Annotated in this window: 17 protein-coding genes, 1 pseudogene and 1 riboswitch; of the genes and pseudogenes, 14 read left to right on the top strand and 4 right to left on the bottom strand. The window is 36.4% G+C overall.

Annotated elements, in window-relative coordinates; translation table 11 throughout:
- Positions 1 to 285: 285 nt before the first annotated feature.
- The 9 genes and pseudogenes from RWP19_RS00770 (at position 286) to RWP19_RS00730 (ending at position 10,752) form a co-directional block, all read left to right on the top strand.
- Positions 286 to 2,367, top strand: a complete 2,082-nt coding sequence (locus tag RWP19_RS00770) for an ATP-dependent endonuclease (RefSeq protein ID WP_314356082.1) — start codon at positions 286 to 288, stop codon at positions 2,365 to 2,367.
- Positions 2,349 to 4,256, top strand: a complete 1,908-nt coding sequence (locus RWP19_RS00765; RefSeq protein WP_314356081.1) for a UvrD-helicase domain-containing protein — start codon at positions 2,349 to 2,351, stop codon at positions 4,254 to 4,256. The genes RWP19_RS00770 and RWP19_RS00765 overlap by 19 nt, the downstream gene beginning before the upstream one ends.
- Before the next feature lie 88 nt (positions 4,257 to 4,344).
- Positions 4,345 to 5,901: an RNA-directed DNA polymerase gene (locus RWP19_RS00760; RefSeq protein ID WP_314356080.1), complete on the top strand. Its 1,557-nt coding sequence runs from the start codon at positions 4,345 to 4,347 to the stop codon at positions 5,899 to 5,901.
- Between the two features lie 45 nt (positions 5,902 to 5,946).
- Positions 5,947 to 6,363: a hypothetical protein gene (locus RWP19_RS00755; protein WP_314356079.1), complete on the top strand. Its 417-nt coding sequence runs from the start codon at positions 5,947 to 5,949 to the stop codon at positions 6,361 to 6,363.
- A gap of 24 nt (positions 6,364 to 6,387) precedes the next feature.
- Positions 6,388 to 6,681: pseudogene (locus RWP19_RS00750) on the top strand (GNAT family N-acetyltransferase).
- 136 nt (positions 6,682 to 6,817) lie between these two features.
- On the top strand, positions 6,818 to 7,306 hold the full coding sequence (locus tag RWP19_RS00745) for a GNAT family N-acetyltransferase (protein WP_314356078.1): 489 nt from the start codon (positions 6,818 to 6,820) through the stop codon (positions 7,304 to 7,306).
- Positions 7,307 to 7,364: 58 nt separating this feature from the next.
- Positions 7,365 to 7,556: riboswitch (cobalamin riboswitch) on the top strand.
- Between the two features lie 184 nt (positions 7,557 to 7,740).
- On the top strand, positions 7,741 to 8,913 hold the full coding sequence (locus RWP19_RS00740; protein WP_314356077.1) for an ABC transporter substrate-binding protein: 1,173 nt from the start codon (positions 7,741 to 7,743) through the stop codon (positions 8,911 to 8,913).
- A 16-nt stretch (positions 8,914 to 8,929) separates the two neighbouring features.
- A complete protein-coding gene (locus RWP19_RS00735; protein ID WP_314356076.1) occupies positions 8,930 to 9,979 on the top strand; it encodes an iron ABC transporter permease in 1,050 nt (349 codons plus the stop codon).
- Positions 9,976 to 10,752 carry an ABC transporter ATP-binding protein gene (locus RWP19_RS00730; protein WP_314356075.1) on the top strand — a complete coding sequence of 259 codons (777 nt, stop codon included), beginning with the start codon at positions 9,976 to 9,978 and terminating at the stop codon, positions 10,750 to 10,752. Before RWP19_RS00735 ends, RWP19_RS00730 begins: the two co-directional genes overlap by 4 nt.
- A 139-nt stretch (positions 10,753 to 10,891) precedes the next feature.
- Here the strand turns inward: RWP19_RS00730 and RWP19_RS00725 are convergent, their stop codons facing one another.
- The 4 genes from RWP19_RS00725 to RWP19_RS00710 are packed head-to-tail and all read right to left on the bottom strand — an operon-like array spanning position 10,892 to position 14,533.
- Positions 10,892 to 11,992 (bottom strand): metal ABC transporter permease, encoded by a 1,101-nt coding sequence (locus RWP19_RS00725; RefSeq protein WP_295990223.1) that lies wholly within the window; start codon positions 11,990 to 11,992, stop codon positions 10,892 to 10,894.
- On the bottom strand, positions 11,989 to 12,852 hold the full coding sequence (locus tag RWP19_RS00720; protein WP_314356074.1) for a metal ABC transporter permease: 864 nt from the start codon (positions 12,850 to 12,852) through the stop codon (positions 11,989 to 11,991). The genes RWP19_RS00725 and RWP19_RS00720 overlap by 4 nt, the downstream gene beginning before the upstream one ends.
- The gene (locus RWP19_RS00715) at positions 12,849 to 13,580 is read right to left on the bottom strand and encodes a metal ABC transporter ATP-binding protein (RefSeq protein ID WP_314356073.1); all 732 of its coding nucleotides are present in this window, start codon (positions 13,578 to 13,580) and stop codon (positions 12,849 to 12,851) included. Before RWP19_RS00715 ends, RWP19_RS00720 begins: the two co-directional genes overlap by 4 nt.
- A gap of 11 nt (positions 13,581 to 13,591) precedes the next feature.
- Complete coding sequence (locus tag RWP19_RS00710; protein ID WP_314356072.1) at positions 13,592 to 14,533, bottom strand: metal ABC transporter solute-binding protein, Zn/Mn family; 942 nt, start codon at positions 14,531 to 14,533, stop codon at positions 13,592 to 13,594.
- Between the two features lie 462 nt (positions 14,534 to 14,995).
- Here RWP19_RS00710 and RWP19_RS00705 point away from each other — a divergent pair, with 462 nt between their 5' ends.
- The 5 genes from RWP19_RS00705 (at position 14,996) to cooS (ending at position 21,890) form a co-directional block, all read left to right on the top strand.
- Positions 14,996 to 15,373: an energy transducer TonB gene (locus tag RWP19_RS00705; protein ID WP_314356071.1), complete on the top strand. Its 378-nt coding sequence runs from the start codon at positions 14,996 to 14,998 to the stop codon at positions 15,371 to 15,373.
- A 10-nt stretch (positions 15,374 to 15,383) separates the two neighbouring features.
- On the top strand, positions 15,384 to 15,731 hold the full coding sequence (locus tag RWP19_RS00700) for an energy transducer TonB (RefSeq protein WP_295258465.1): 348 nt from the start codon (positions 15,384 to 15,386) through the stop codon (positions 15,729 to 15,731).
- 225 nt (positions 15,732 to 15,956) lie between these two features.
- Positions 15,957 to 17,585 (top strand): PAS domain-containing protein, encoded by a 1,629-nt coding sequence (locus tag RWP19_RS00695; protein ID WP_314356070.1) that lies wholly within the window; start codon positions 15,957 to 15,959, stop codon positions 17,583 to 17,585.
- Positions 17,586 to 17,773: 188 nt separating this feature from the next.
- Positions 17,774 to 19,402: a phosphoenolpyruvate carboxykinase (ATP) gene (locus RWP19_RS00690; protein WP_314356069.1), complete on the top strand. Its 1,629-nt coding sequence runs from the start codon at positions 17,774 to 17,776 to the stop codon at positions 19,400 to 19,402.
- A 337-nt stretch (positions 19,403 to 19,739) separates the two neighbouring features.
- Positions 19,740 to 21,890 (top strand): anaerobic carbon-monoxide dehydrogenase catalytic subunit, encoded by a 2,151-nt coding sequence (gene cooS, locus RWP19_RS00685; RefSeq protein WP_314356068.1) that lies wholly within the window; start codon positions 19,740 to 19,742, stop codon positions 21,888 to 21,890.
- The last annotated feature ends 119 nt before the right edge of the window (positions 21,891 to 22,009 follow it).

Genomic DNA, 22,009 nt, shown 5'->3' with positions numbered 1-22,009 from the left:
GAGTAATACTAACTTTAACTGAAAGGTAAAAGAATAGGTTTTAAAGGGGAAGTTTTGGATTTAAAGAGTGCATAAAAGCCTCCCATTATTCTGATGGGAGGCTTTTTAGTATTCTGATTGAATATATAAAGGTGTTAATATGTATATTATGAAGGGAGATTGGTACAGCCTATTTAAGAATAAAAGTATATTAAAAATCAACAAATTATTATAACTAATATTATGCTTGAATAATTGTATGGTCATTTGAGTGGTATGACTGTTTATAAAAAGGGAGTGTTTTGAATGTATTTAAAAAAAATGTTAGTTAGAAATTTTAGGTTGCTAAAAAATTTTGAATTAGAGTTTAAAGATGAGTTATCGTTAATTGTGGGTAAAAATAATTGTGGAAAGACTTCTGCATTAATTATTATAGATAAGATGCTGAATTCATCCAAAATAATGTGGGAAGATATAAATTTAGAGTGTCAGAAAGATATATATAATAAAATTATATCTGAGCAGGATTCGGTTGCATCATTAGAAGCTATTAATTTGAAACTATTTATTGAGTACAATGAAAATGATTCGTATAGAAATATACAAAAATTTATGATGGATTTAAATCCGGATAATAATATTATAGTTTTAGAATTTATTTCGTTAATGACTATAAGTAAAATTATAAAACTAAAAGAAATAATAAAAGAGAAGAAAATTGAGAATTTTGTATCCTTTTCTAAATTTATTAGTAAGAATTTTTCCGATTATTTTGAAATAAAAAAATATTCAAGGGGATTTGATATTGAATCTAATCAAACCACATCGGTTCGATCAGAGGAAATTGATAACAAGGACATTCAAAAAGTTATTAAAGTAGTTGGAATTAGAGCAGATAGAGCGGTTTCTAATGATGATCGTAATCATGTTTTATCAGGCTTAACAAGTAAATACTTTAGTTCTTATAAAACCGCCAAAAATGAAAGTGAGTTGGTGTTTACAAAACTTGAACAAAAATTAGAGGAAGCCGATAAAGAACTATACAAGATTTATAATGGGGAACAAAGTGAAAGTGGAGAAGTTGTTAAGGGTATTTTTAGTGATGTTATAGGTGTTATAAAAACTTATGGTGGTTCAGATAATGGAATTGATATAGCCATAGAGTCATCTCTTTCAGAGAAAAACTTATTGTCAGATAATACAAATTTAAGTTATAGACAAGGGGACGATTGTTCACTTCCAGAAACTTATAATGGATTGGGGTATTTAAATTTAATTGGTATATTGTTTGAGATTGAAACTAAAATACAGGAATTATTTGAGCAATCAGCAGATATTAACCTCTTATATATTGAAGAACCTGAAGCACATACACATCCTCAATTGCAGTATGTATTTATAAGGAATATTAAATCACATATTGCGATACATAGAGATAAGTTTCTTGATGAAAAAAATAAGAGATTACAGATATTAATTACTTCGCATTCATCACACATAGTTTCTGAATGTAACTTTGATGACATTATATATTTAAAGAAAAATGAGAATGAGGTTATAGCAAAGAGTTTTAATTCATTAAAAACTCAGTATGATGGAGATGAACAAGAAGGGTTTAGATTTGTAAAGAAATATTTAACAATAAATAGAAGTGAGCTTTTTTTTGCAGATAAAGTTATTTGTATAGAGGGTGATACAGAAAGAATTTTAATGCCAATGATGATGCATAAGATTGATCAGAAAGTACATTCATCAAGAGATGTTATACCACTATTATCACAAAATATTTCTATAATAGAAGTCGGAGCATATTCACATTTATTTATGCCTTTATTTTCGTTTTTGGGGACAAAGGTTTTACTTATTACTGATATTGATTCAGTTAAAGCGGAAAAGAAAATAGATGAAAAAGGAGTAGAAAAAACTGTATATAAAAGTTGTCACCCTCGTGAGGGTACACACACTAGTAATGCTTCCATAAAACATTTTTTTAAAGATACAGGCTTTGATAGAACGGATAATCCATTCAGATCACTTGTAGAGAAATTGCCAGATGATAAAATTAAAGATAATATTCGAATCGCATATCAAATACCGGAACCTGATGGTACGTATCAAGCAAGTAGTTTTGAAGACGCATTTATATCATTAAACAAAAACTTTATATTAAAGCATAAAAAGGGTCTCAATGCATATGGTGCTTTAAAAAATTTTAAGGATGATGATATTTTAAGTGATTATTATAATTTTGCTTTGAATAAGATAGCAAAAAAATCGGTATTTGCATCAAGCTTATTATATTTTGATAATGAAGCTGGTACAAATGATGAAACGTGGCTAGTTCCGCATTATATTGAGGAGGGATTATTATGGCTTCAATTAATTTAGAAAAAGAAGTCTTAGAAGCTCTTCAATGTATAAAAAATGGTGAAAATTTTATTATAGAAGGTGGAGCTGGAAGTGGAAAAACATACTCGTTAATTTCTTTGATAAATGCACTTACTGAGGAATTACCAAATATCAGGATAGTTTGCATTACATATACAAATAATGCAGTTGCAGAAATTTTATCAAGAATAGAAAATAAGAATCTTAGGGTATCAACAATTCATGACTTTATATGGAGTCTTATTGGGAAATATCAGAATGAAATAAAAAATGTTTTAATTGATCTTATTAATGATGAAGGTGAGAAAAGTTTTAAAAAACCAAAAGATTATGGTGAAGATTTAATTTGTGAAGAATATTTCAAAGACCTTTATGTGGATTATGACGAGTATTACGCTATAACGCCAAATGATAAAAAAATAGTTAAAATTAGTCATGATCATATTATAACTATTGCAGAAAAAATGTTTGAGCGATACAAGAAGCTAGCAGATATTTTAAAGGATATTGCAGATTGTATTTTTGTTGATGAATATCAGGATACGAGTCCTTTAGTAGCTGATATTTTATTGAAACATTTAAAGGGAAGTAGCAAAAAAAATGTAATTGGCTTTTTTGGGGATTCAATGCAGTCTATATATGACAATGGAGTTGGTAATTTAACTCAATATAGTTTAACTAAAATAGTTAAGATTCAAAATCGAAGGAATCCAAGAGTTGTAATAGAAGTAGCTAACAAATTTAGAGATGATGGTATCGAGCAAATACCTTCCGAAGATATAAATGCGCCCAATATGGAGAACGGAACTATTAGAGAAGGGAGTATAAAGTTTATATATGGTAATGATACAGATGACTTTATATGGTTAAGGGGCAAAGAAATTTTTGAATCTTGGGATTTTTTTGATGGAAAACAAACAAAAGAGTTAAGGTTAACACATAAATATAATGCTGAAATGGCTGGATTTAAAGACTTATATAATTTATATAATGCTGATTTAATCATTACACTTATAAGTAAAATAAAGGAAAAAATAGAGAAAAGCAATTTAGATGATGATAAGACTTTGGAAGAATTAGCGGTAGAGATAAAGCCGAAATTTAAAAATATTGATTTGCTGGATGAAATTAATAGAAATGATACTTATCATTCAATATATAGTGTTTTAAAAGATATGACATGGAAAAACGCTTATAAAAAATGTAAAGTCAATAAGGAATCTCTTATGTCGTATAAATTAAATGGAATAAGTGGAAAGTATGAAGCTAACACTTATAGAGATAGAATTTTACGTAGATTGGATCTATTAGAGGAGGTTATTGAATTATATGAGGAAAATAAACTTAATGATTTACTACGAATAACAAAATTTTCTATTCTTAATAGAGATGATAAGCTTTATCTTAAACAAGCAATTGAGTATCTTGTGAAAGATGATGATAAAAGAATAGAAGATGTTTTAGTGTTTGCAAAAGAAAATAGATTGCTCGATGAAGATGAGTTGTTTAGCGAGTATATTTCAAATACAGGGTTTTATTTATGGGAAAGAATTAAAAAGATAAAATTTCAAGAATATAGAAAAAGTGTATCATACTTAAAAGAATTTTCACCAATTTGTACTCAACATAGTGTTAAGGGGAGTGAATATGATAATGTGCTTCTTATATTAGAGTCTGATTGGAATAAATACGACTTTAATACATTATTTGGAAAAGGATCATCAAAGTCTACTGTTCAGATAAGAACGAAAAAATTATTTTATGTATGTATAACAAGAGCAAAAAGAAATTTAATAATATATTTGACTACTCAAGATCCCGAAATATTAGAAAAAGCCAAAGAATTTTTTGGTGAAGAAAATGTTTTATCTGCTGCTTCAATTACTTGAATTGATAAAGAAAAGTTTTATTATACATTTGAAAATAGTATTTGGGGTTTTAGAAGATATATTATAAACGTTAGGGGTAAATGCTTAAATGGATAAAAAATATATTGAGTTTATCGATGAAATATCTCCAGACGAACTTTATGAAGGACTTCTTGGTCATGGGTTTTGGCCTGATAAGCTTCCACCCATATTTACATCGATTCAATTTTTGAATTATTGTAAAACTAAATCCAATTCGTTTAATGCTGAATGGAGTGAATATATAACTTTTCGGGTGACTCGTAATATTGGTATTCCACGGATTATGGGGATTCCAAATCCTTTCCAATATGAAAGAATGTGTGCAGAGCTTAGAGATGACTGGCAATATCTAAAATTACATTTTCGTGAACAAACTGAGAATCAGAACTATAGAATTAGTCGAATTCATATTCGTAAAGAACGTGAAACTGGTCGTATATTTGAGATGAATTATAAAGACTGGAAAGTTGATGGGAATCCTGAATTAGATTTACTCATACACGATAAAGGCCTGAGTCGAATTATGGTTAAGGCTGATATTTCAACATGTTTTCCTAGTATTTATACACATTCAATCCCTTGGGCGTTGGTAGGAAAGGATGTAGCAAAACAAAATATTGGTAGAGCGTGTTGGTATAATAGAATAGATGAAGTATGTTCTGTTATGAAGAATGGTGAAACACATGGTCTTCTCATAGGGCCACATGCATCGAATTTACTTTCAGAAATTATTTTGGTTGTGGTTGACAAAGAACTATATAATAAGGGATATCGCTATATTAGACATATAGATGACTATGAGTGTTATCTTGATAGTTATGATGCAGCTCAAACATTTTTACGAGACCTAGAATCTGCTCTTAATAAATTTGATTTACTGTTAAATCATAAAAAAACACAGGTGATAAGTTTACCCATAGGAGTGGATAATGATTGGAAAAATATTTTGCGTGATTTACCTTATGTTAATGTATCTGAGAAAGTTAAATATCCACAGGTTAATACATATATAGATGCTGCTTTGAAATTAGCAACAAATACGGGAAATATGGCAATTTTAAATTACGCAATTAAAAAATTAAAAAGTTTGAGACTTTCTACTCCTGCAAAAATTTTGGCTGCAAAACGACTTATGCATATGGCTGTGATTTATCCATATCTTTTACCATTAATGGAAGAATATGTTTTTGATCCATATCAAGTAGATATAAATACTATTAAAGGTTTTTCAGATACAATTTATCGAGAAGCAATGAAAGTAAATGATTATACAAGTTTGTATTATGCGATCTATTTTGCAATACATTTTGATTTTGTGTTAGAAGTATTTGATGAAGATTGGTCTCGTGCTCAAGATTATGTAATTGAAAGTCAAGATTGTCTATTGCTTGTTATAACCTGGCTGTATTTTATGAAGCAGAATAGAGGTAGAAGACGAGCAACACAATTAAGGCGTTTAAATAATTTGGCAAAAGAATTGAAGCGGAGCGATATGAATCGTTACTGGTTATTTTGTTATGAGGCCTTGACTTTTGGAAATTTATCTGGAGAATGGCAATCTATGAAACACGATGATATAAGCTTTATTAAATCGGATATAAGAAATTGTATATTTGATATTTAGTTTAATCTTTAGACTAAAGTATTGTTAATTGTGTAAAAAGGCCTTATGAAAATCACAAGATCTTTCGGAGAGTATTTTAAGTATTCTCTCCATGATGCAAGAGCGCAGAAAATAGAATACGTAGATGGTAATTTAATTTTTACCTTTGATTATATTTTCTCTTATGATAATAGTGGTGAACAAACTCATAAGGCCAAGATTGTATTTGAGAAATGTGATGTTGATGATCTAGAAATTCTTGTCTTTAATAGTACAATATTAGATACTTTCACAGGTAAAAGGATTGAGTTACCTCAGTATCAGCAGAAATATAGTGGAAGTGAGTTCGAGGTCATTACAGAGACTTATAACTGGGGCCGAGCAGTATTCCAAGGGTGGTTATGGAGCGAAGGGAATCCCGTACATTGTATAATGAACATATACTTTACAGGTGATATGGTATATGTAATAGATGAGGCTTGAAATGAGCGATTTAGATTTTACTATTTGCTGCACGGTTACTTTTTTCAGCAAGAAGAGGAGAACTCCACCCCTCAATAAGCAGCAGATTTATTTCTATCTGTTCGTTGGGTGGTAGGCAAGTATCCTGACCAATTACATAAGGCTCTTATGAATTCATTTCGTGTGATTTCTGCGTGGGATGGAGATCGTTTAGTAGGTCTTATCCGTATCATGGATGATCGCAAGAATGCACCATTTTACGAGAAGCATGGCTTTAAAATAAAAGAAAATTCCTTGCCAATGCAATATCGGAATGTGCCGAAATATACGAAAAGCTGATTGGTGGGATAATCTGTATAGTAAGTAACTGGTTAAATTGTTAATAAAAGGCTACACGTACATAGCGTTACGTGTAGCATTTGTTATGTAAAACGGTATATACTAAAACCGATATGTAGATACGATGGAGAAGGATATGGATATTTTAATACGAAAAGCGACAACCGCAGATTTAGATTTAGTGACACATATAGAAGCAACTTGTTTCCCTCCTTCTGAGGCGGCACCTCGCGAGTCTTTTAAGGAGCGATTAGATCATTATGCAGGTCAGTTTTTAATTGCCTTTGACGGCGATACACCTATTGGTTTTATCGATGGTTTTGTAACGGATGATGAAATCTTGACGGATGAGATGTTCGCCGATGCTTCATTACATAATCCCCATGGGGCATGGCAGATGATATTTGGCCTAAATACCATGCTAGCATACAGAAATAGAGGCGTAGGTGGTCAGTTGATTGAGGCTTTCATAAAGCTTGCAAAAGAGGAACATAGAAAGGGTGTTATTTTAACTTGTAAAAAAGAAAAGCTTCATTATTATGCAAAATTTGGTTTTGTAAATGAAGGCGAATCAGTTTCTAATCATGGCGACTCTAAGTGGTATCAAATGCGGATTGTGCTATAGTTATACCTCTATGCGTTTGTTGACACTGTATATTTTGCATGCTACGATGTAAGAAAAATCACATATAATTGGATTAGGTGTCGTTAGACTTAATAGAGAATTTGGTGCAAGCCAAATCGGTCACGCCACTGTAACAGGGAGAATCTTTGTATAAGAAAGTTATATAATCTTGGTCACTAATGTATGTTGGGAAGGCGCAAAGAAACTATGAACTGGAGCCAGGAGAACTACCTAATTAACAATTGCCGATAGACCTGCGAGTGACAGGAATGGAAATTTGTATACGTGATACGCATCTAGTTTTTACGTATTGTATTTGAGCATATTAGACAAGTTATTTCGTCTAATTATGATCCGAGCCCGTTTCCTCTTCGTGGGGAAACGGGTTTTTGTGTGATTTTTATTTGGTTTAGTTGGAGAAGTGAGGTAATGGTATGATGCAGAAAAAGAGCTATATGGCGTATATTGCCACCGTTTTTTTACTGATTATGAGCGTGCTGATGACTGCTTGTGGAGGTCCCGGAAGTGCGAAAAATGATGGGGCGCAAAATGGTAAGCCTATTGAAATTACGGATGTAACGGGTCAAAAGGTTACATTGAAAAAACCAGCGGAACGTGTGGTTGTTCAATTAAGTGCAACAGGCGGTGCGTTTATGACTATAGCTGCATTAGAAGGTAAAGATGTAGCAAAAACTATTGTGGGTATGGATCCATATATGCCTAAATTCCGTACAGATATGTGGGATCACTATAAAGCAGATGTTCCTGAATTAGGGAAAATTCCACTTATTGGTTCTGTTAATGATAAAACATTTGATGTGGAAAAAGTTATTTCTATGAATCCAGATGTTATCTTTATTCCAATGTATATAAAAGATCAATATGAAGCGGATTACAAACCTAAAATGGATGCAGCAGGTATTCCAACAATTTATATTGACTATCATGAAGAAAAACTCGAAAACCATCAAAAATCTATCGAAATTATTGGTAAAGCACTAGGTAAAGAAGACCGTGCGGAAGAAATTAAAAAATTCTATACTGATCACTACAATAATGTGATGGACCGGTTGAGCAAGATTACTAAACCAAAGCCTACCGTTTATATTGAAACTGGTAATGAAGGACCTGAAGGTTTAGGCTATGCTTACAACGATAAAGTGGCTTGGGGAGCTTTAGCAACAAAGGTTCGTGGTGATTTAATTACAAAAGATGTTGTTAAATCTGCTGGCCCTGTTAATCCAGAATTTATTTTGGAAAGAAATCCAGATATCATCATGATTATTGGTTCCTATTGGCCTAAAAAATCTACATCTATGCGTCTTGGTTTTGATGCCAATGAAGAGCAATCACAAGCCTTGTTAAAAGCGTTTACAACAGAACGCCAAGGCTGGCCTCAGTTAAAAGCGGTTCAATCTAAGCATGTGTATTCTACACATCATGGATTACCACGTGAGGTATACGATGTAGCTGTATTTGAATATTTAGCAAAAGTATTCTATCCTGAAGAATTTGCTGATGTAAATCCAGAAAATACACTTAAGGAGTTCTATGATAAATTCTTACCATTCTCCTATGGTGGTATTTGGTTTATGCATTTAAACTAAGAAAGGTCTTGGTATAGTGGAAGAGGTAAAACATCAGTATGACTATAAAAAGCACAGTTATCGAAAGCTTATATTTATCTTGATTGGGCTGTTAATTTGTGCTGTTAGTTTTGTTACTGATATAATTGTAGGTCCTGCATCATTGACGTTAAGTGATGTATGGTTAGCATTAGTAGATCCATCAGAGGTCTCTAAAAATGCGTATGTTATTATCTGGTCACTTCGCCTTCCAACAGCTATTATGGCGTTAATGGTAGGTGCTTCACTCGGTATCGCAGGTGCCGGCATGCAGACCATATTGGACAACCCATTATCTAGTCCGTATACTCTTGGTATATCTGCTGGGGCTGGGTTTGGAGCTTCTCTTATGGTTGTAGTAGGGGCTAGTGCGTTAGATTTTTTAGGCGCATTTATGGTGCCATTTGGCGCCTTCATATTTGCTGGCTTGACGAGTTTCTTTATCTATTCTATTAATAAGATTAAAAATTTCTCCTCTGAAACGATGATTCTTGCTGGTATCGGCATGATGTTCTTATTTCAAGCACTTCAATCCTTGATGCAATATATGGCCTCTCCTGAAGCACTTCAAAACATTGTATTCTGGACTATGGGGAGTCTTGCAAAAGCAAACTGGGTGAACATTTCTATCGTACTTATCGTATTGGTAATTATGCTTCCGCTTATGATGCGTGAATCATGGAAGTTAACGGCCTTAAAACTAGGTGATGAAAAGGCATCTGGTTTAGGCGTTGATGTAGAACAATTACGGGTAAAAGTATTCGTATTTATTTCTATTATTACAGCTGTAGCTGTTTCCTTTGTAGGGACTATTGGTTTTATTGGTATCGTAGGACCTCATATTGCACGTATGCTCGTGGGAGAAGATCAACGTTATTTCTTGCCACTATCTGCCGTATGTGGTATGGCGATTTTATCACTAGCTTCTATAGCTAGTAAAATGCTAATTCCTGGGGCGATGTTCCCAATTGGTATTGTGACGGCGATCATCGGGGTACCTTTCTTCTTCTCGTTGGTATTAACTAGGAAAAGGAGCTATTTCAAATGATTGAAGTTCGTAATCTCACATTTGGTTATTCCGCTCATGAAGACGGACAGATATTAAAAGGCGTTGATTTTACTGCAAAAACAGGCAAGTTAACGGTTCTTATTGGTACTAATGGTGCTGGTAAATCGACTCTTTTAAAAACAATTATGGGAATTTTGAAAGGCAAAGGTGACGTTGCTATTAATGGCAAATCGGTAGCTGACTATTCTAATAAAGATTTCAGTAGTACCGTTAGTTATTTGTCTCAAGATAATGATTGTAAAGTTAATTTAACTGTTTTTGAAGTTGTTATGTTAGGACGCATGGGCTCCATGTCTTTCCGTGTAAGTGATGAAGATATTCAAGCAACACAAGAAGTGTTGGAGCGGCTAAATTTACAGCGATTTGCATCTCGTAGTATCATGGAACTTAGTGGTGGCCAACGACAACTTGTATTCATGGCACAGGTCCTTGTGAAAGAACCTAAAATCTTAATTCTTGATGAACCTACCAGCGCATTAGATTTGCATAAGCAATTTGATTTATTAACATTGTTAAAAAATTTAACTCAAGAACATGATTTTACAACACTTGTCACATTGCATCATCTAGATCTAGCGGCTATGTTTGCTGACGAAATTATTGTCCTAAAAGAGGGTAGAGTATATGCTCAAGGGACACCACAAGATATTTTTACAGAATCTATGATGGAAGACGTATATCGCATTAAAACTAAAATCTATATGGATGACAAAGGTATGCCTCATGTCATTCCATTAGAAGCGATTAACTAATATAAAAGAAGCTGAAATCTTTGCAGTACATTGATTTCAGCTTCTTTTTTGTTGGGAAACAAATTAAGTTTTTACCATTAATATAATTAGACTATACGGATTTGCCTATTATTGTGTATACCAAAATTCATATGGTTAATTAAATAATCTCTTTAACTTGCGCCACGCCTTTATCGGTCAGCATATAGTACCCATTTGTTACATACAACAAGCCTTGTTTCTTAAGATGTGATGCGGCTTGGTGTGTATAGTCTGGCTTCCAGTTCAAGTGTTCGTGAATGGTACCGATACCGTTTTCAATGGCTGCCACAGGTGTATTCATATGGGTATAGATGTGGCAGAGCATCATCGTTTCTCGATAGTGACGACGCAAGTGGCGTTGGCGAAGATAGGTTGCGATATAGCCTGTTTTTGGCGTGCAAATAACGGCAATTAATAAGGCGAAACCAATTGTCGTTGCAATAGCGCCTGCAATAGATACGTCTAGGGTGAAAGCGACTTCTGTACCGATGACGGCACAGATAATGCCGATGATGATACTGCTCGTGAGCATGGCTTTCACAGAGTCTGTCCATAAATAAGCGATAACCGCAGGTCCAATCATGAGGCCGATAACGAGGATGGCGCCTACTGCTTGGAATGAAGCCACCACAGTAAGGGATACCATGGTCATGAGCACGTAATGGATGAGGGCTGGCATAAAGCCGAAGAGTCCTGCTAATAGTGAATCAAAGGTGGATAGCTGTAATTCCTTGTAGAAGAGCACGACTAATACGAGATTGATAAGTGCCACGCCTAGAGAAATCCATAGAGATACAGGGCCTAAGTCAGTGCCGTATACAATCCATCTATCAAAGGGAGCGAACGCGATTTCTCCCAGTAATGCCGTATCTACGTCAAGGTGTGCGTTGCCGCTATAGAGACTGACGAGGATGATGGCAATGGAGAATAGAAGGGGGAAGATGATACCAATGGATGCATCTTCGTTGACGAGCCCCGTGTTATGGAGCATTTCTGTAAGCCATACAGTGCCTACGCCGACTAGTGTTGCCCCTACTAGAAGTAAGGGAGAGTTTAAGTCTTCCGTTACAAAAAAAGCGAGCACGATACCGAGGAATACGGTGTGCGTAATGGCGTCGGCCATCATGGACATGCGGCGTAGCACAAGGAATACACCAGGGATAGCGCACGCGATGGATACTGCGATGGCGATGAGTAAAATCTCTGTATGTACTGTCATGGGGTACCTCTTTTCCGGAATTGCCACAAGATGCCTCTATTAGGTGCAAATATGAGGCTCAACAGTACAATAACCGACAGAATGACGATGATTGCAGGACCTGTAGGTAGTTTTTGTACTGTTGTACTCCAAATAGTACCGCCCATAGCAGATACCATGCCGAAACATCCTGCTAGTATACACATGGTACCTAGCTTGTTCGTCCATTGACGGGCCCCTACGGCTGGTGCAATGAGTAGGGAACTGATTAAGATAGCACCTACTGATTGAATGCCGATGATGATGGTCATGATCAATAGGGATCGATATAAAATGAGTGTAAAAGTAACGGGAATTTGCAATGTTTTAGCGTATTCTACGTCAAAGGAAATGAGCTTTAGCTCTTTCCAAAATAAGGCTGTTAAAATGATAATGATGAGTGCTGCCGCCGATGTAATGTACACATCGCGGGCTAATATGGTGGCGGCCTGTCCAAATATAAATTTTGAAAGCCCCGCCTGACCTGCATTGTTCAGACTTTGAAGGTAGGTGAGTAGAACCATACCAAGACCAAAGAAAGCAGATAGTATAGTAGCTAGAGCGCCATCGAATTTGATTTTACTGTTTTCTACGGTGATGGTAATGAGCCACGCCGCAGTGATAGAGGACAGGGCAGCACCTATAATGAGTACCTCAATGTCTTTTATACCGGTCAGCAAGAATGCGATGACCACACCAGGCAGTGCCGCGTGGGAGAGGCCGTCACCGATGAGGCTTTCCTTGCGCAGTACTGCGAAGGTTCCTGCAATACCACTAGCAAGGCCCAAGAGAGCTGTGCCGAGCAATACCATCTGTGTCGTGTAGGATTGGAGTATAGTCATACAATCCTCCCCTTGCCGTAGGTGCGCTCGATGGCCTCATCGGTAAAGGTCTCTGCTACGGGACCATAGGCAACAGTTTGCTTATTGACCATCGTTACCCAGTCGAAATATTGGGGCACCGTATTTAAATCATGATGTACGACGATAACCGTTTTGCCGCGTGCTTTCATTTCTTGCAATAGGGAAATAATGGCGTGCTCCGTCGTTTTATCGACGCCCTTGAAGGGCTCGTCCATGAGGTAAATATCTGCCTCTTGTACGAGGGCTCTCGCGAGGAATACACGCTGTTGTTGCCCCCCTGAAAGTTGACGAATTTGCCTGTTTACATAGTCGCTCATGCCCATTTTTTCAATCATGGAGAGGGCAAGTTCCTTATCTTTTTTACTTGGTCGCTTGAACCAACCTAGATGACCATAGCGGCCCATAAGTACAACGTCTAATACGGTAGTAGGGAAGTCCCAGTCTACGCTACCGCTTTGGGGTACATAGGCAATTTTTTTGTAATCATGTTTGTCCATCGCTAAGTGGTGGTCGATATAAAATTTAACACTACCTGAGATAACTGTTAATAGGCCTAACATGGCCTTTAATAATGTAGATTTACCGGCTCCATTAGGGCCGACGATGGCTGCTAAGGAACCGATGGGTACCTTCATATCTACGTCCCATAATACGGGTTTTGTCGTATAGGCTACGGTCATATCTTCAACTTCAACGGCCCATTCCATAGAGACCTCCTTTATTTAAGTGCTTTAGCGATGGTATCGATATTGGCTTTTACCATGCCAATATATGTGCCGCCTTCAGTGCCTTCAGAACCGAGGGAGTCGGAGTATAATTCGCCACCGATAGCAACGTTCCAACCTTTAGCCTTAGCTGCTTCTTGAACGGCTTCAATTGTTTTGTGTGGTACAGAAGATTCTACGAAGATCGCTTTAATTTTATGATCTACGATGAATTGCACAAGTTCATTTACATCTTGTGTGCCTGCTTCTGTGGCAGTACTAACGCCTTGCAAACCTTTTACTTCAAAGCCATACGCGCGAGCGAAGTATTGGAAGGCATCGTGTGCTGTTACGAGAACGCGAGATTCTTTAGGAATTGATTCTGCTTGAGCTTTGATGTATGCATCTGTTTCATCTAATTTAGTGAGGTATGCATCATAGCGTTTTTTGAAATCCTCTTTGTGAGCTGGATCTGCTTTTGAAAGTCCTTCGTATACAGCTTTTGCTGCTAGTTTCCAGTTAGCTACGTCGAACCAAATATGAGGGTCTTTAGTTTTCACGCCATTTTCTTCGTCAAAGTCGAGTAGAGTAGCTGGATCAATAGCGTCGGACACGCGGATAGTAGCTTTATTTTGTTTTGTTAAATTATCGAAAATGGAACCCATTTTACCTTCTAAGTGAATGCCGTTGTACACTACAACATCTGCCTTAGACATAGCAGTTACATCACCGGCGCTCGCTTGATAGAGATGAGGGTCTACGCCAGGCCCCATAAGACCTTGAACAGACACATGGTCACCGCCGATTTCTTTTACTAAATCGGTCAGCATCGTCGTAGTGGCGACGACGTTTAGTTTCTTTTGACTGTCCTGTGTTGCATCCTTACCACAGCCTGCAAGGGCTAGTAACATAAGTGCTAATGATATAACGACTAATACGACTCGGTTGAACTTCATAATAAACCTCCTTTTTATAGATACTAATTTTAAAAACTTTAATAATCTTGTTTGAGGAAACTGTACTGTCTTAATGATGAAATCATTTGAAGATGGATAATATTTCCCTAAATTTAAACAGAAAAATAGCCGCTACTAACGTAGCGGCTATTGGCAGTTATAAGTTCTTCTGCTTGGGTCACGATCATTTAGTGAATAAGAGCTTGTAGATGGTTAGGCCCAACGAGGGCAACGAGACCAAGTACCATCATGACCTTCATTTGAATACGCTTTCTACGTCTCATGATGAACCTCCTTTGTGTAATTTTTTGTCATATCAACCTGATATGTAAGTCCGAACAGTTATCTTGTGTTTAATATATCATAAATGAGAAAATTTATCAATAAGAAAATATCCTTTAAATATTCATCTTTATTTAGTATGATATTATGCATAGATACAAGTTAATAAGGAGGCTTATTATGAATAAATTATTCAGATTCACTGCGGCGGCTTTGCTTGTTGCATCTTTTGGCGTGTTATGTAATTATACGGCTGATGCGGCTAAGTTTTTAGAATCTCCACGAGAAGTAGAAATTGTAAAACCTGAGTTACCTAAGGTTCCTCAAACAGCTACGGTAGCGCCTAATATGCGCGTACGCTTTTTGATTGATAAAAAAGGGAATGTTAAAAATGTATTTGTGGAACGTTCCTCTGGTTATGCTCCAGTTGATGAAGCTGTGAAGAAAGCAATTCTTAAATGGAAATTTACACCTGCTATTGGGGTGGATCAAAAAGCTCATGAATCTATTATTGGGATGACAATTACTCTACCTAAAAATGCTGTAACAGCTAAATAAGGAGAATATGATGAATAAAGTGTTGCGTTGTACTTTGTTGAGTGCGTTGTTTGTAATTAGTATGGTAGCCTCTGTATTGGCGGCTCCGTTTCAACTTCCTGTAGCGATATCTACACCGTCCTTAGATCAAATTAATATTGCTAGTTATGGTGGTGCAGCTCATAGTGCTGATGTACGTTTTACTATTAATGAAGATGGCTCCGTAGGAGATATAGAAGTCGTAAAGTCCAGTGGTGTTAGTGCTCTTGATGAAGCACTTGTTGAAAAAATCTCTACATGGCGATTTAATCCTGCTACAGATTCTAATGGTAATCCTGTTGCATCTTCTAAAACTGAATATATTAATTTTGGAAACTAATGAAAGGCACTCATGCATTGTATGGGTGCCTTTTTCTGTGCTGAAAGCTGTGTAATGGTCAGACTATTAATTTGATAATAAAATGTAAAATTGTGACTATAGCAACTGAAAATTATTTTCAAAAATAATACAATAACAATATAGTTAACATAGTAAATAATTATTGTATATTGTAAACATTTATTGCACAGAGTAATAGTATGTGCCCCTTGGAGGTATAAGCTTATGAATCCATTACAGCAAAAGCTAGATATTAATAATGACCGATACAGAATTATTGTATCCGTTAAAGAGGACTATTTAGATGGCAAATTGTCTTTAGAAGAGGGTAATCGTATTTTGAAAGAAAAATTAGGTACGTGCACACCTGATGAGTTTGCCTATGCAGAGCAAAGTTTAAAAGGCGTCTATAAGGATGAAGAAATTCTAGATAAGATGGATGATCTTTTAAATCTATTTGATGGTGTATTAGTACGTGCTGAAAATAAATACCCTGAAAATCATCCGTTGTGGGCCTATTTAGAAGAAATCAATGCAGTTGAAAAGGTAGCCCTTGAAGCGGATGAATTGTTAAAACAAGATAAGTTTATTAAAAATCCTTGGCTCGGCGTATTTGATTTCTTAGCAGAATGGCGTATCCATCTATCTCGTAAGCAAAATCAATTGTATCCAATGCTAGAGGATCATGGTTTTGACCGTCCTACACGCATTATGTGGACCTTTGATGACGGCGTACGCGATGCTATTTCTGCATCCTATGCATTGTTACGGGAGGATAAATACGAAGAATTCATAGCATCTGTACCAGAAACGCTAGAGAAATTACGCGATTTGAACTCTAAAGAGCTAGAAGTATTATTACCTACATCGTACAAATTATTAAGCGATGAAGAGTTTGTGCGCATGAGTAAAAATGATCATGAAATTGGTTATGCTATTATTAATCAACCAGGATTATACGTTGTACCAGGTATTAATGATTCTGCAGCACAATTGAATGTTAACAATTCAACTCAAGGTGGCGGTGTATCTAATGAATTCCTTAATGATTTAGCTGGGTTGTTATCTAAATATGTAGGCCCTATAGGTGGCGGTCAAGTTGGTAAGGATACGGTCCTCGACGTGGCAACTGGCAAATTGACATTAGATCAACTTAATTTATTGTTCCGACATCTTCCTGTAGATTTGTCTTATGTTGACGAAAATGAACTTGTTAAATTTTACAGCGATACGCCACATCGAATTTTCCCTCGCAGTGCCAATGTCATTGGCCGTGAGGTAAAGAATTGTCACCCTGCGAAGTCCGTTCACGTTGTAGAGGAAATCGTAGAGAAATTCCGTTCTGGTGAGCAAAGCCAAGCTGAATTCTGGATTAATAAACCGGGATTGTTTATCTACGTTATTTATACAGCAGTACGTGATGAAAATGGTAAATTCCGCGGTGTCTTGGAAATGATGCAAGATTGTACTCATATTCGTGAACTTGAAGGCTCTCGTACATTGTTGACTTGGGATAAGACTGATTTTGTAGGAAACACAGACAATAGTAATAGTAATGATAAATCCCTAGCTCAAGAGGCCGCAGAAGAGGTCGATGAGGAACCACTTACTACCGATGCTGACGGTCGTTTCCATATTGATGCAAAGACAACTCTATCTAACTTGATTAAACAGAGCCCTGAAGTGGTAGATTATTTGATTTCCTTAAATCCTAAATTTGAGAAATTGAAAACGCCGATGGTAAAAGTGATGGCAAAGGTAGCTACTATAAAGATGATTGCAGAGCGCGGTGATTTTAATGTAGATGAGCTAGTCGGCAAAATCGATGCCTTCATTAATAAAGCTAGAAAATAAATATGTTGCACTAATTCCAGATAAGCATGCATTAATTTCTTATAATTCGTCTATTTTGTGTATACAAATTTGTTTGAAAAAGGTAAAATAGAAAATAATGAAAGTATTTGCCGAGGCAGTATTTTCGTATCTTAAACTACTTTTACAAGAGAAATTATGTACATATTAAAGGTGAGGATCTAGATACTATGTCGACAAGACGCGTTTGGAAGCAAAGTGAAATTAAAACAAACCCATTATTTTCTAAGATGCGCAGTACTATTGAAACTGCATTTTATGGAAACAATGTAACACCAATAACATCTGTGGCACAAGCATATCAGTTTGCCACTGAAGAACCTGGTGTTATCGTCCTCGATATGCCTGTATATAAACCATTAGAACAAGGCTTGCCTGCGGATGCAAAAGTACTTGTTACTAATGATGGTAAGACTACAGGTCGTTATGCAAAAGCTCGTCGTATTATTGGCGATGAAGGCATTGACGAAGTGGAACTTGCTAATATTGCTCGTGATGCAGTCTATGATAGCCGCGATAAAGAGTGGATTGCTGCTCAAGCTATTGTTGGTTTAGATAAAAAATTTACTGCTCGTGCTCATTTGATGATTCCAAAAGATCACGCATCTATTTTGTATTCTTGGATCATGAACTTTAAGTTCTTTGATGCAGCAGTAAAAGAATTTTACAATGATAGTGTAGATATTCCAGAAGGCGATATTTATATCTATTCTGATCCTGACTATGTTGTGCCAGGTCATCCAGGTGGGTTAGCTATTTTTGATCCAGCTCATAACTGCGCTATGATTCTTGGTATGCGCTACTTTGGTGAGCACAAAAAAGGTACCCTTACATTGGCATGGTCCTTGGCGAACCGCTTCGACTATGTGGCATGCCATGGCGGTATGAAACGTTATAATCTTGAAGGTGGTAAAACGTACACAATCGGTGTATTTGGCTTGTCCGGTTCTGGTAAATCTACATTAACTCATGAAAAGCATGATGGTCGTTATGATATTTCTATCTTGCATGACGATGCGTATATCATCAATACTAATGATTTGAGTTCTATTGCTCTTGAACCTACATATTTCGACAAAATGCAAGACTATCCTGTGGAACATCCTGCTAATGAATTCTTGTTAACATTACAAAATGTTGGCGTAACTATGGATGAGGATGGCCGTAAGGTTGTGTTGGCAGAAGATGTGCGTAATAATAATGGTCGCGCTATTAAATCTCAATTCTGGACAGATAATCGTGTAAACTACGTAGATCAACCAGTTAATGCCATTGTATGGCTAATGAAAGATAAAACATTGCCACCAATTCTCAAAATTAATAATCCTGTATTGGCGTCTACCATGGGCGCTACTCTAGCTACACGTCGTTCTACTGCGGAAAAGCTGGATGCTCACGTTGATCCAAATGCACTTGTTATCGAACCATATGCAAATCCATTCCGTACATATCCATTGGTTCGTGACTATGAAAGCTACAAAAAATTGTTCTCTGAATGTGGCGTACAATGTTACATCATGAACACAGGTTTCTTCTTGGAAAATAAAATTCCTAAAGAGGTAACTCTTGATTTATTGGAACGTTTGGTAGAAGGCACATTGGACTTCAAACCATTCTATAAATATGAAAACCTCTCTTATGTTGAGGTTCCTGGTTTTGAACCACCATTCCAAGTACGTGAATATCATCATCAATTACACAAAGCTTTTGAGTTCCGCTATGACTATGTAGAAAAACTTATTGGTCATAAAAATGAATTACCTCAAGAAGTATTGGATGTACTAAAAACCTTGATGTAATTAAAAATATATAGATATATAGTTATGTTGATATATAGATTGGAGGGGTTAATTCCTATAAAAATAGGGATTAACCCCTTTTTGCTTTGTGAAAGAAATCTGAAGTCACTGAATTTGATAAATGTTGTTAGTATAATGATTTATAGGTATAAATGGGTCAAAAATTTCTCAAAATGTAATTGACAAATGTCCTTTCAGAAAATATACTTATAGTAGTTTAAAACATATTTAGAAGATAGGATTTAAAACCCGTTATTGTGGTGGAATTAACTTGAGAAATAGAATATGTTTTCTTATTAGTATTGGTTGGCCTACGTAGGCCCATAGGAGGTTTATTATGAGTAAAGATGTGGAAAACAAAAATACCCATGAACATAACCATGGCGAACATCATCACCATCATGATCATGACCATCATCATGACCATGACCATTGCCATTGTGGTGGTCACCATCACGACCATGACCATGACCATAGTCATGGCAAAGCATTACCAACGGATAAATGGGTGCCACACACTCATGAACCAGGGGTGCCTCATGAACATGGTGTCAATGATTATATGAAAGCTGTTGCAGAATACCGTAAAACATGGCCTACAAAACAAGATGTTATCGAACAAACACCAGATCCAGCTGTACGTGAAATGATTCTTCGCATGGAGCAAATTGGTTGTGATACAGTATTTGACCGTTTCGATAAACAACAACCACAATGTACTTTCGGTATTGCAGGCGTATGTTGTCGTATCTGCTTCATGGGTCCATGTAAAATTACACCTAAGAGCCCTCGTGGTGTCTGTGGTGCTGATGCTGACCTTATTGTAGCTCGTAATATGACACGTGCTGCTGCAGGTGGCTTGACTCAACATGGTGCACATGCTCGTGAAATTTTGATTTCTTTGAAAGCTGCCGCTAATGATCAATTGGATATTCCAATTTTAGGGGAAGAAAAAATCCGTACTGTATGTAAGGCTTTCAACATCCCTGAAGAAGGTCGTTCTTTGAAAGAAGTAGCTAATGATTTAGCGGACGTTCTATTAGAAGATTTGAGCCGTGCATTGCCTGGCGAATATAAAACAATTACAGCAATGGCTCCTGCTGAACGTCGCGAAGTTTGGAAAAACTTGGATATCTTGCCTGTTTCCGCGTACAATGAAGCATTCGATGCATACCATCGTACATGTGTAGGTACAGATGGCGATTGGGAAAGCAACATGAAACAATTCTTGCGTTGTGGTCTTGCTTTCACATTCACAGGCGTAGTGGCAGCAGACATCGCTACAGATGCATTGTTCGGACAAGGTGGTCGCCGTACATCCAAAGTTAACATCGGTGCCTTGAAGAAAGGTTATGTTAACATCGCTGTTCATGGCCACTTACCAACATTGGTTTCTCAAATTTGTAAAATCGGTGCATCCGAAGAGTATTTGGAAAAAGCAAAAGCTATCGGCGCTAAAGGTATTCAATTCTATGGTATTTGCTGCTCTGGTTTATCCAGTATGTACCGTTATGAAAATGTAATTCCATTGTGTAATGCTATCGGTGCTGAACTTGTACTTGGTACAGGCGCTCTTGACTGCTGGGTAGCTGACGTTCAAGACGTATATCCTGCTATCATGGACGTAGCACGTTGCTTCAACACAAAAGTTATTACTACATCTGATGCAGCTCGTTTGCCAGGTGCTGAGCATATCGGTTACGATCATCACCATACTAACTTGTCTGAGACAAAAGACTTGGCTCGCAAAATCTTGGATCGTGCTCTTGAAGCGCATGAATTGCGTAAAGGTATGCCTGTATTCATTCCACCATATGAAATCACTGCAGAAGTTGGTTTCTCTCCAGAATCCACTGTTAAACATTATGGTTCCTTCAAACCATTGGCAGAGGCTTTAAAATCTGGTAAAGTTCGTGGTATCGTTAACGTAGTAGGTTGTTCTAACCCTCGCGTTATCTATGAAAAAGCTACTGTAGATATCGTTGATACACTTATCAAAAATGGCTGTATTATCTTAACAAACGGTTGTGCATCCTTCCCATTGATGAAACTTGGTTACTGTAATACTGATGCTATTAAGAAATGTAGTCCTGCATTGCAAGAATTCTTGGGCGATGATCAACCACCAGTATGGCATGTTGGTGAATGTGTAGATAATGCTCGTTCTTCCGGTATCTTTGCTGGTATTGCAGGTGAATTAGGTCTTAACTTACCACAAATGCCATTTGCAATGTCTAGTCCTGAATGGTCTAACGAAAAAGGTATCGATGCATCTCTTGGCTTCCGCTTGATGGGTATCAACTCTTACCACTGCGTTGAGCCACCTACACAAGGTTCTGATGCTGTTACAAAATGGCTTAAAGAAGACACTAAGGACATCTTAGGTTCTGTTATGTATGTCAATACAGATCCTGCTAAAGTAGCTGAAAAAATCTTAGCTGATATTGATGCTAAACGTGCTGCTTTAGGTTGGGCTGAAGTAAAATAGTTTATCTTTTGATAGATTATAATTTGTAGTTACGTATAAAAACACCCTCTATAGATCTTGTAGTTATTATAACTATTAGACTTTAGAGGGTGTTTTTTATTATTGGTAAATAGATTTTT

The organism is uncultured Veillonella sp. (assembly GCF_963522475.1).
Lineage (GTDB): Bacteria > Bacillota > Negativicutes > Veillonellales > Veillonellaceae > Veillonella.
Note: the sequence above shows the minus strand (reverse complement) of the source record. Positions and strands in the feature narration are given on the sequence as shown.

What these genes read in the sequence shown, in the direction of transcription:
- RWP19_RS00770 (WP_314356082.1), top strand. Translation starts at nt 286, where the DNA reads ATGTATTTAAAAAAAATGTTAGTTAGAAATTTTAGGTTGCTAAAAAAT.
- RWP19_RS00765 (WP_314356081.1), top strand. Translation starts at nt 2,349, where the DNA reads ATGGCTTCAATTAATTTAGAAAAAGAAGTCTTAGAAGCTCTTCAATGT.
- RWP19_RS00760 (WP_314356080.1), top strand. Translation starts at nt 4,345, where the DNA reads ATGGATAAAAAATATATTGAGTTTATCGATGAAATATCTCCAGACGAA.
- RWP19_RS00755 (WP_314356079.1), top strand. Translation starts at nt 5,947, where the DNA reads ATGAAAATCACAAGATCTTTCGGAGAGTATTTTAAGTATTCTCTCCAT.
- RWP19_RS00745 (WP_314356078.1), top strand. Translation starts at nt 6,818, where the DNA reads ATGGATATTTTAATACGAAAAGCGACAACCGCAGATTTAGATTTAGTG.
- RWP19_RS00740 (WP_314356077.1), top strand. Translation starts at nt 7,741, where the DNA reads ATGATGCAGAAAAAGAGCTATATGGCGTATATTGCCACCGTTTTTTTA.
- RWP19_RS00730 (WP_314356075.1), top strand. Translation starts at nt 9,976, where the DNA reads ATGATTGAAGTTCGTAATCTCACATTTGGTTATTCCGCTCATGAAGAC.
- RWP19_RS00725 (WP_295990223.1), bottom strand. Translation starts at nt 11,992, where the DNA reads ATGACAGTACATACAGAGATTTTACTCATCGCCATCGCAGTATCCATC.
- RWP19_RS00720 (WP_314356074.1), bottom strand. Translation starts at nt 12,852, where the DNA reads ATGACTATACTCCAATCCTACACGACACAGATGGTATTGCTCGGCACA.
- RWP19_RS00715 (WP_314356073.1), bottom strand. Translation starts at nt 13,580, where the DNA reads ATGGAATGGGCCGTTGAAGTTGAAGATATGACCGTAGCCTATACGACA.
- RWP19_RS00710 (WP_314356072.1), bottom strand. Translation starts at nt 14,533, where the DNA reads ATGAAGTTCAACCGAGTCGTATTAGTCGTTATATCATTAGCACTTATG.
- RWP19_RS00705 (WP_314356071.1), top strand. Translation starts at nt 14,996, where the DNA reads ATGAATAAATTATTCAGATTCACTGCGGCGGCTTTGCTTGTTGCATCT.
- RWP19_RS00700 (WP_295258465.1), top strand. Translation starts at nt 15,384, where the DNA reads ATGAATAAAGTGTTGCGTTGTACTTTGTTGAGTGCGTTGTTTGTAATT.
- RWP19_RS00695 (WP_314356070.1), top strand. Translation starts at nt 15,957, where the DNA reads ATGAATCCATTACAGCAAAAGCTAGATATTAATAATGACCGATACAGA.
- RWP19_RS00690 (WP_314356069.1), top strand. Translation starts at nt 17,774, where the DNA reads ATGTCGACAAGACGCGTTTGGAAGCAAAGTGAAATTAAAACAAACCCA.
- cooS (WP_314356068.1), top strand. Translation starts at nt 19,740, where the DNA reads ATGAGTAAAGATGTGGAAAACAAAAATACCCATGAACATAACCATGGC.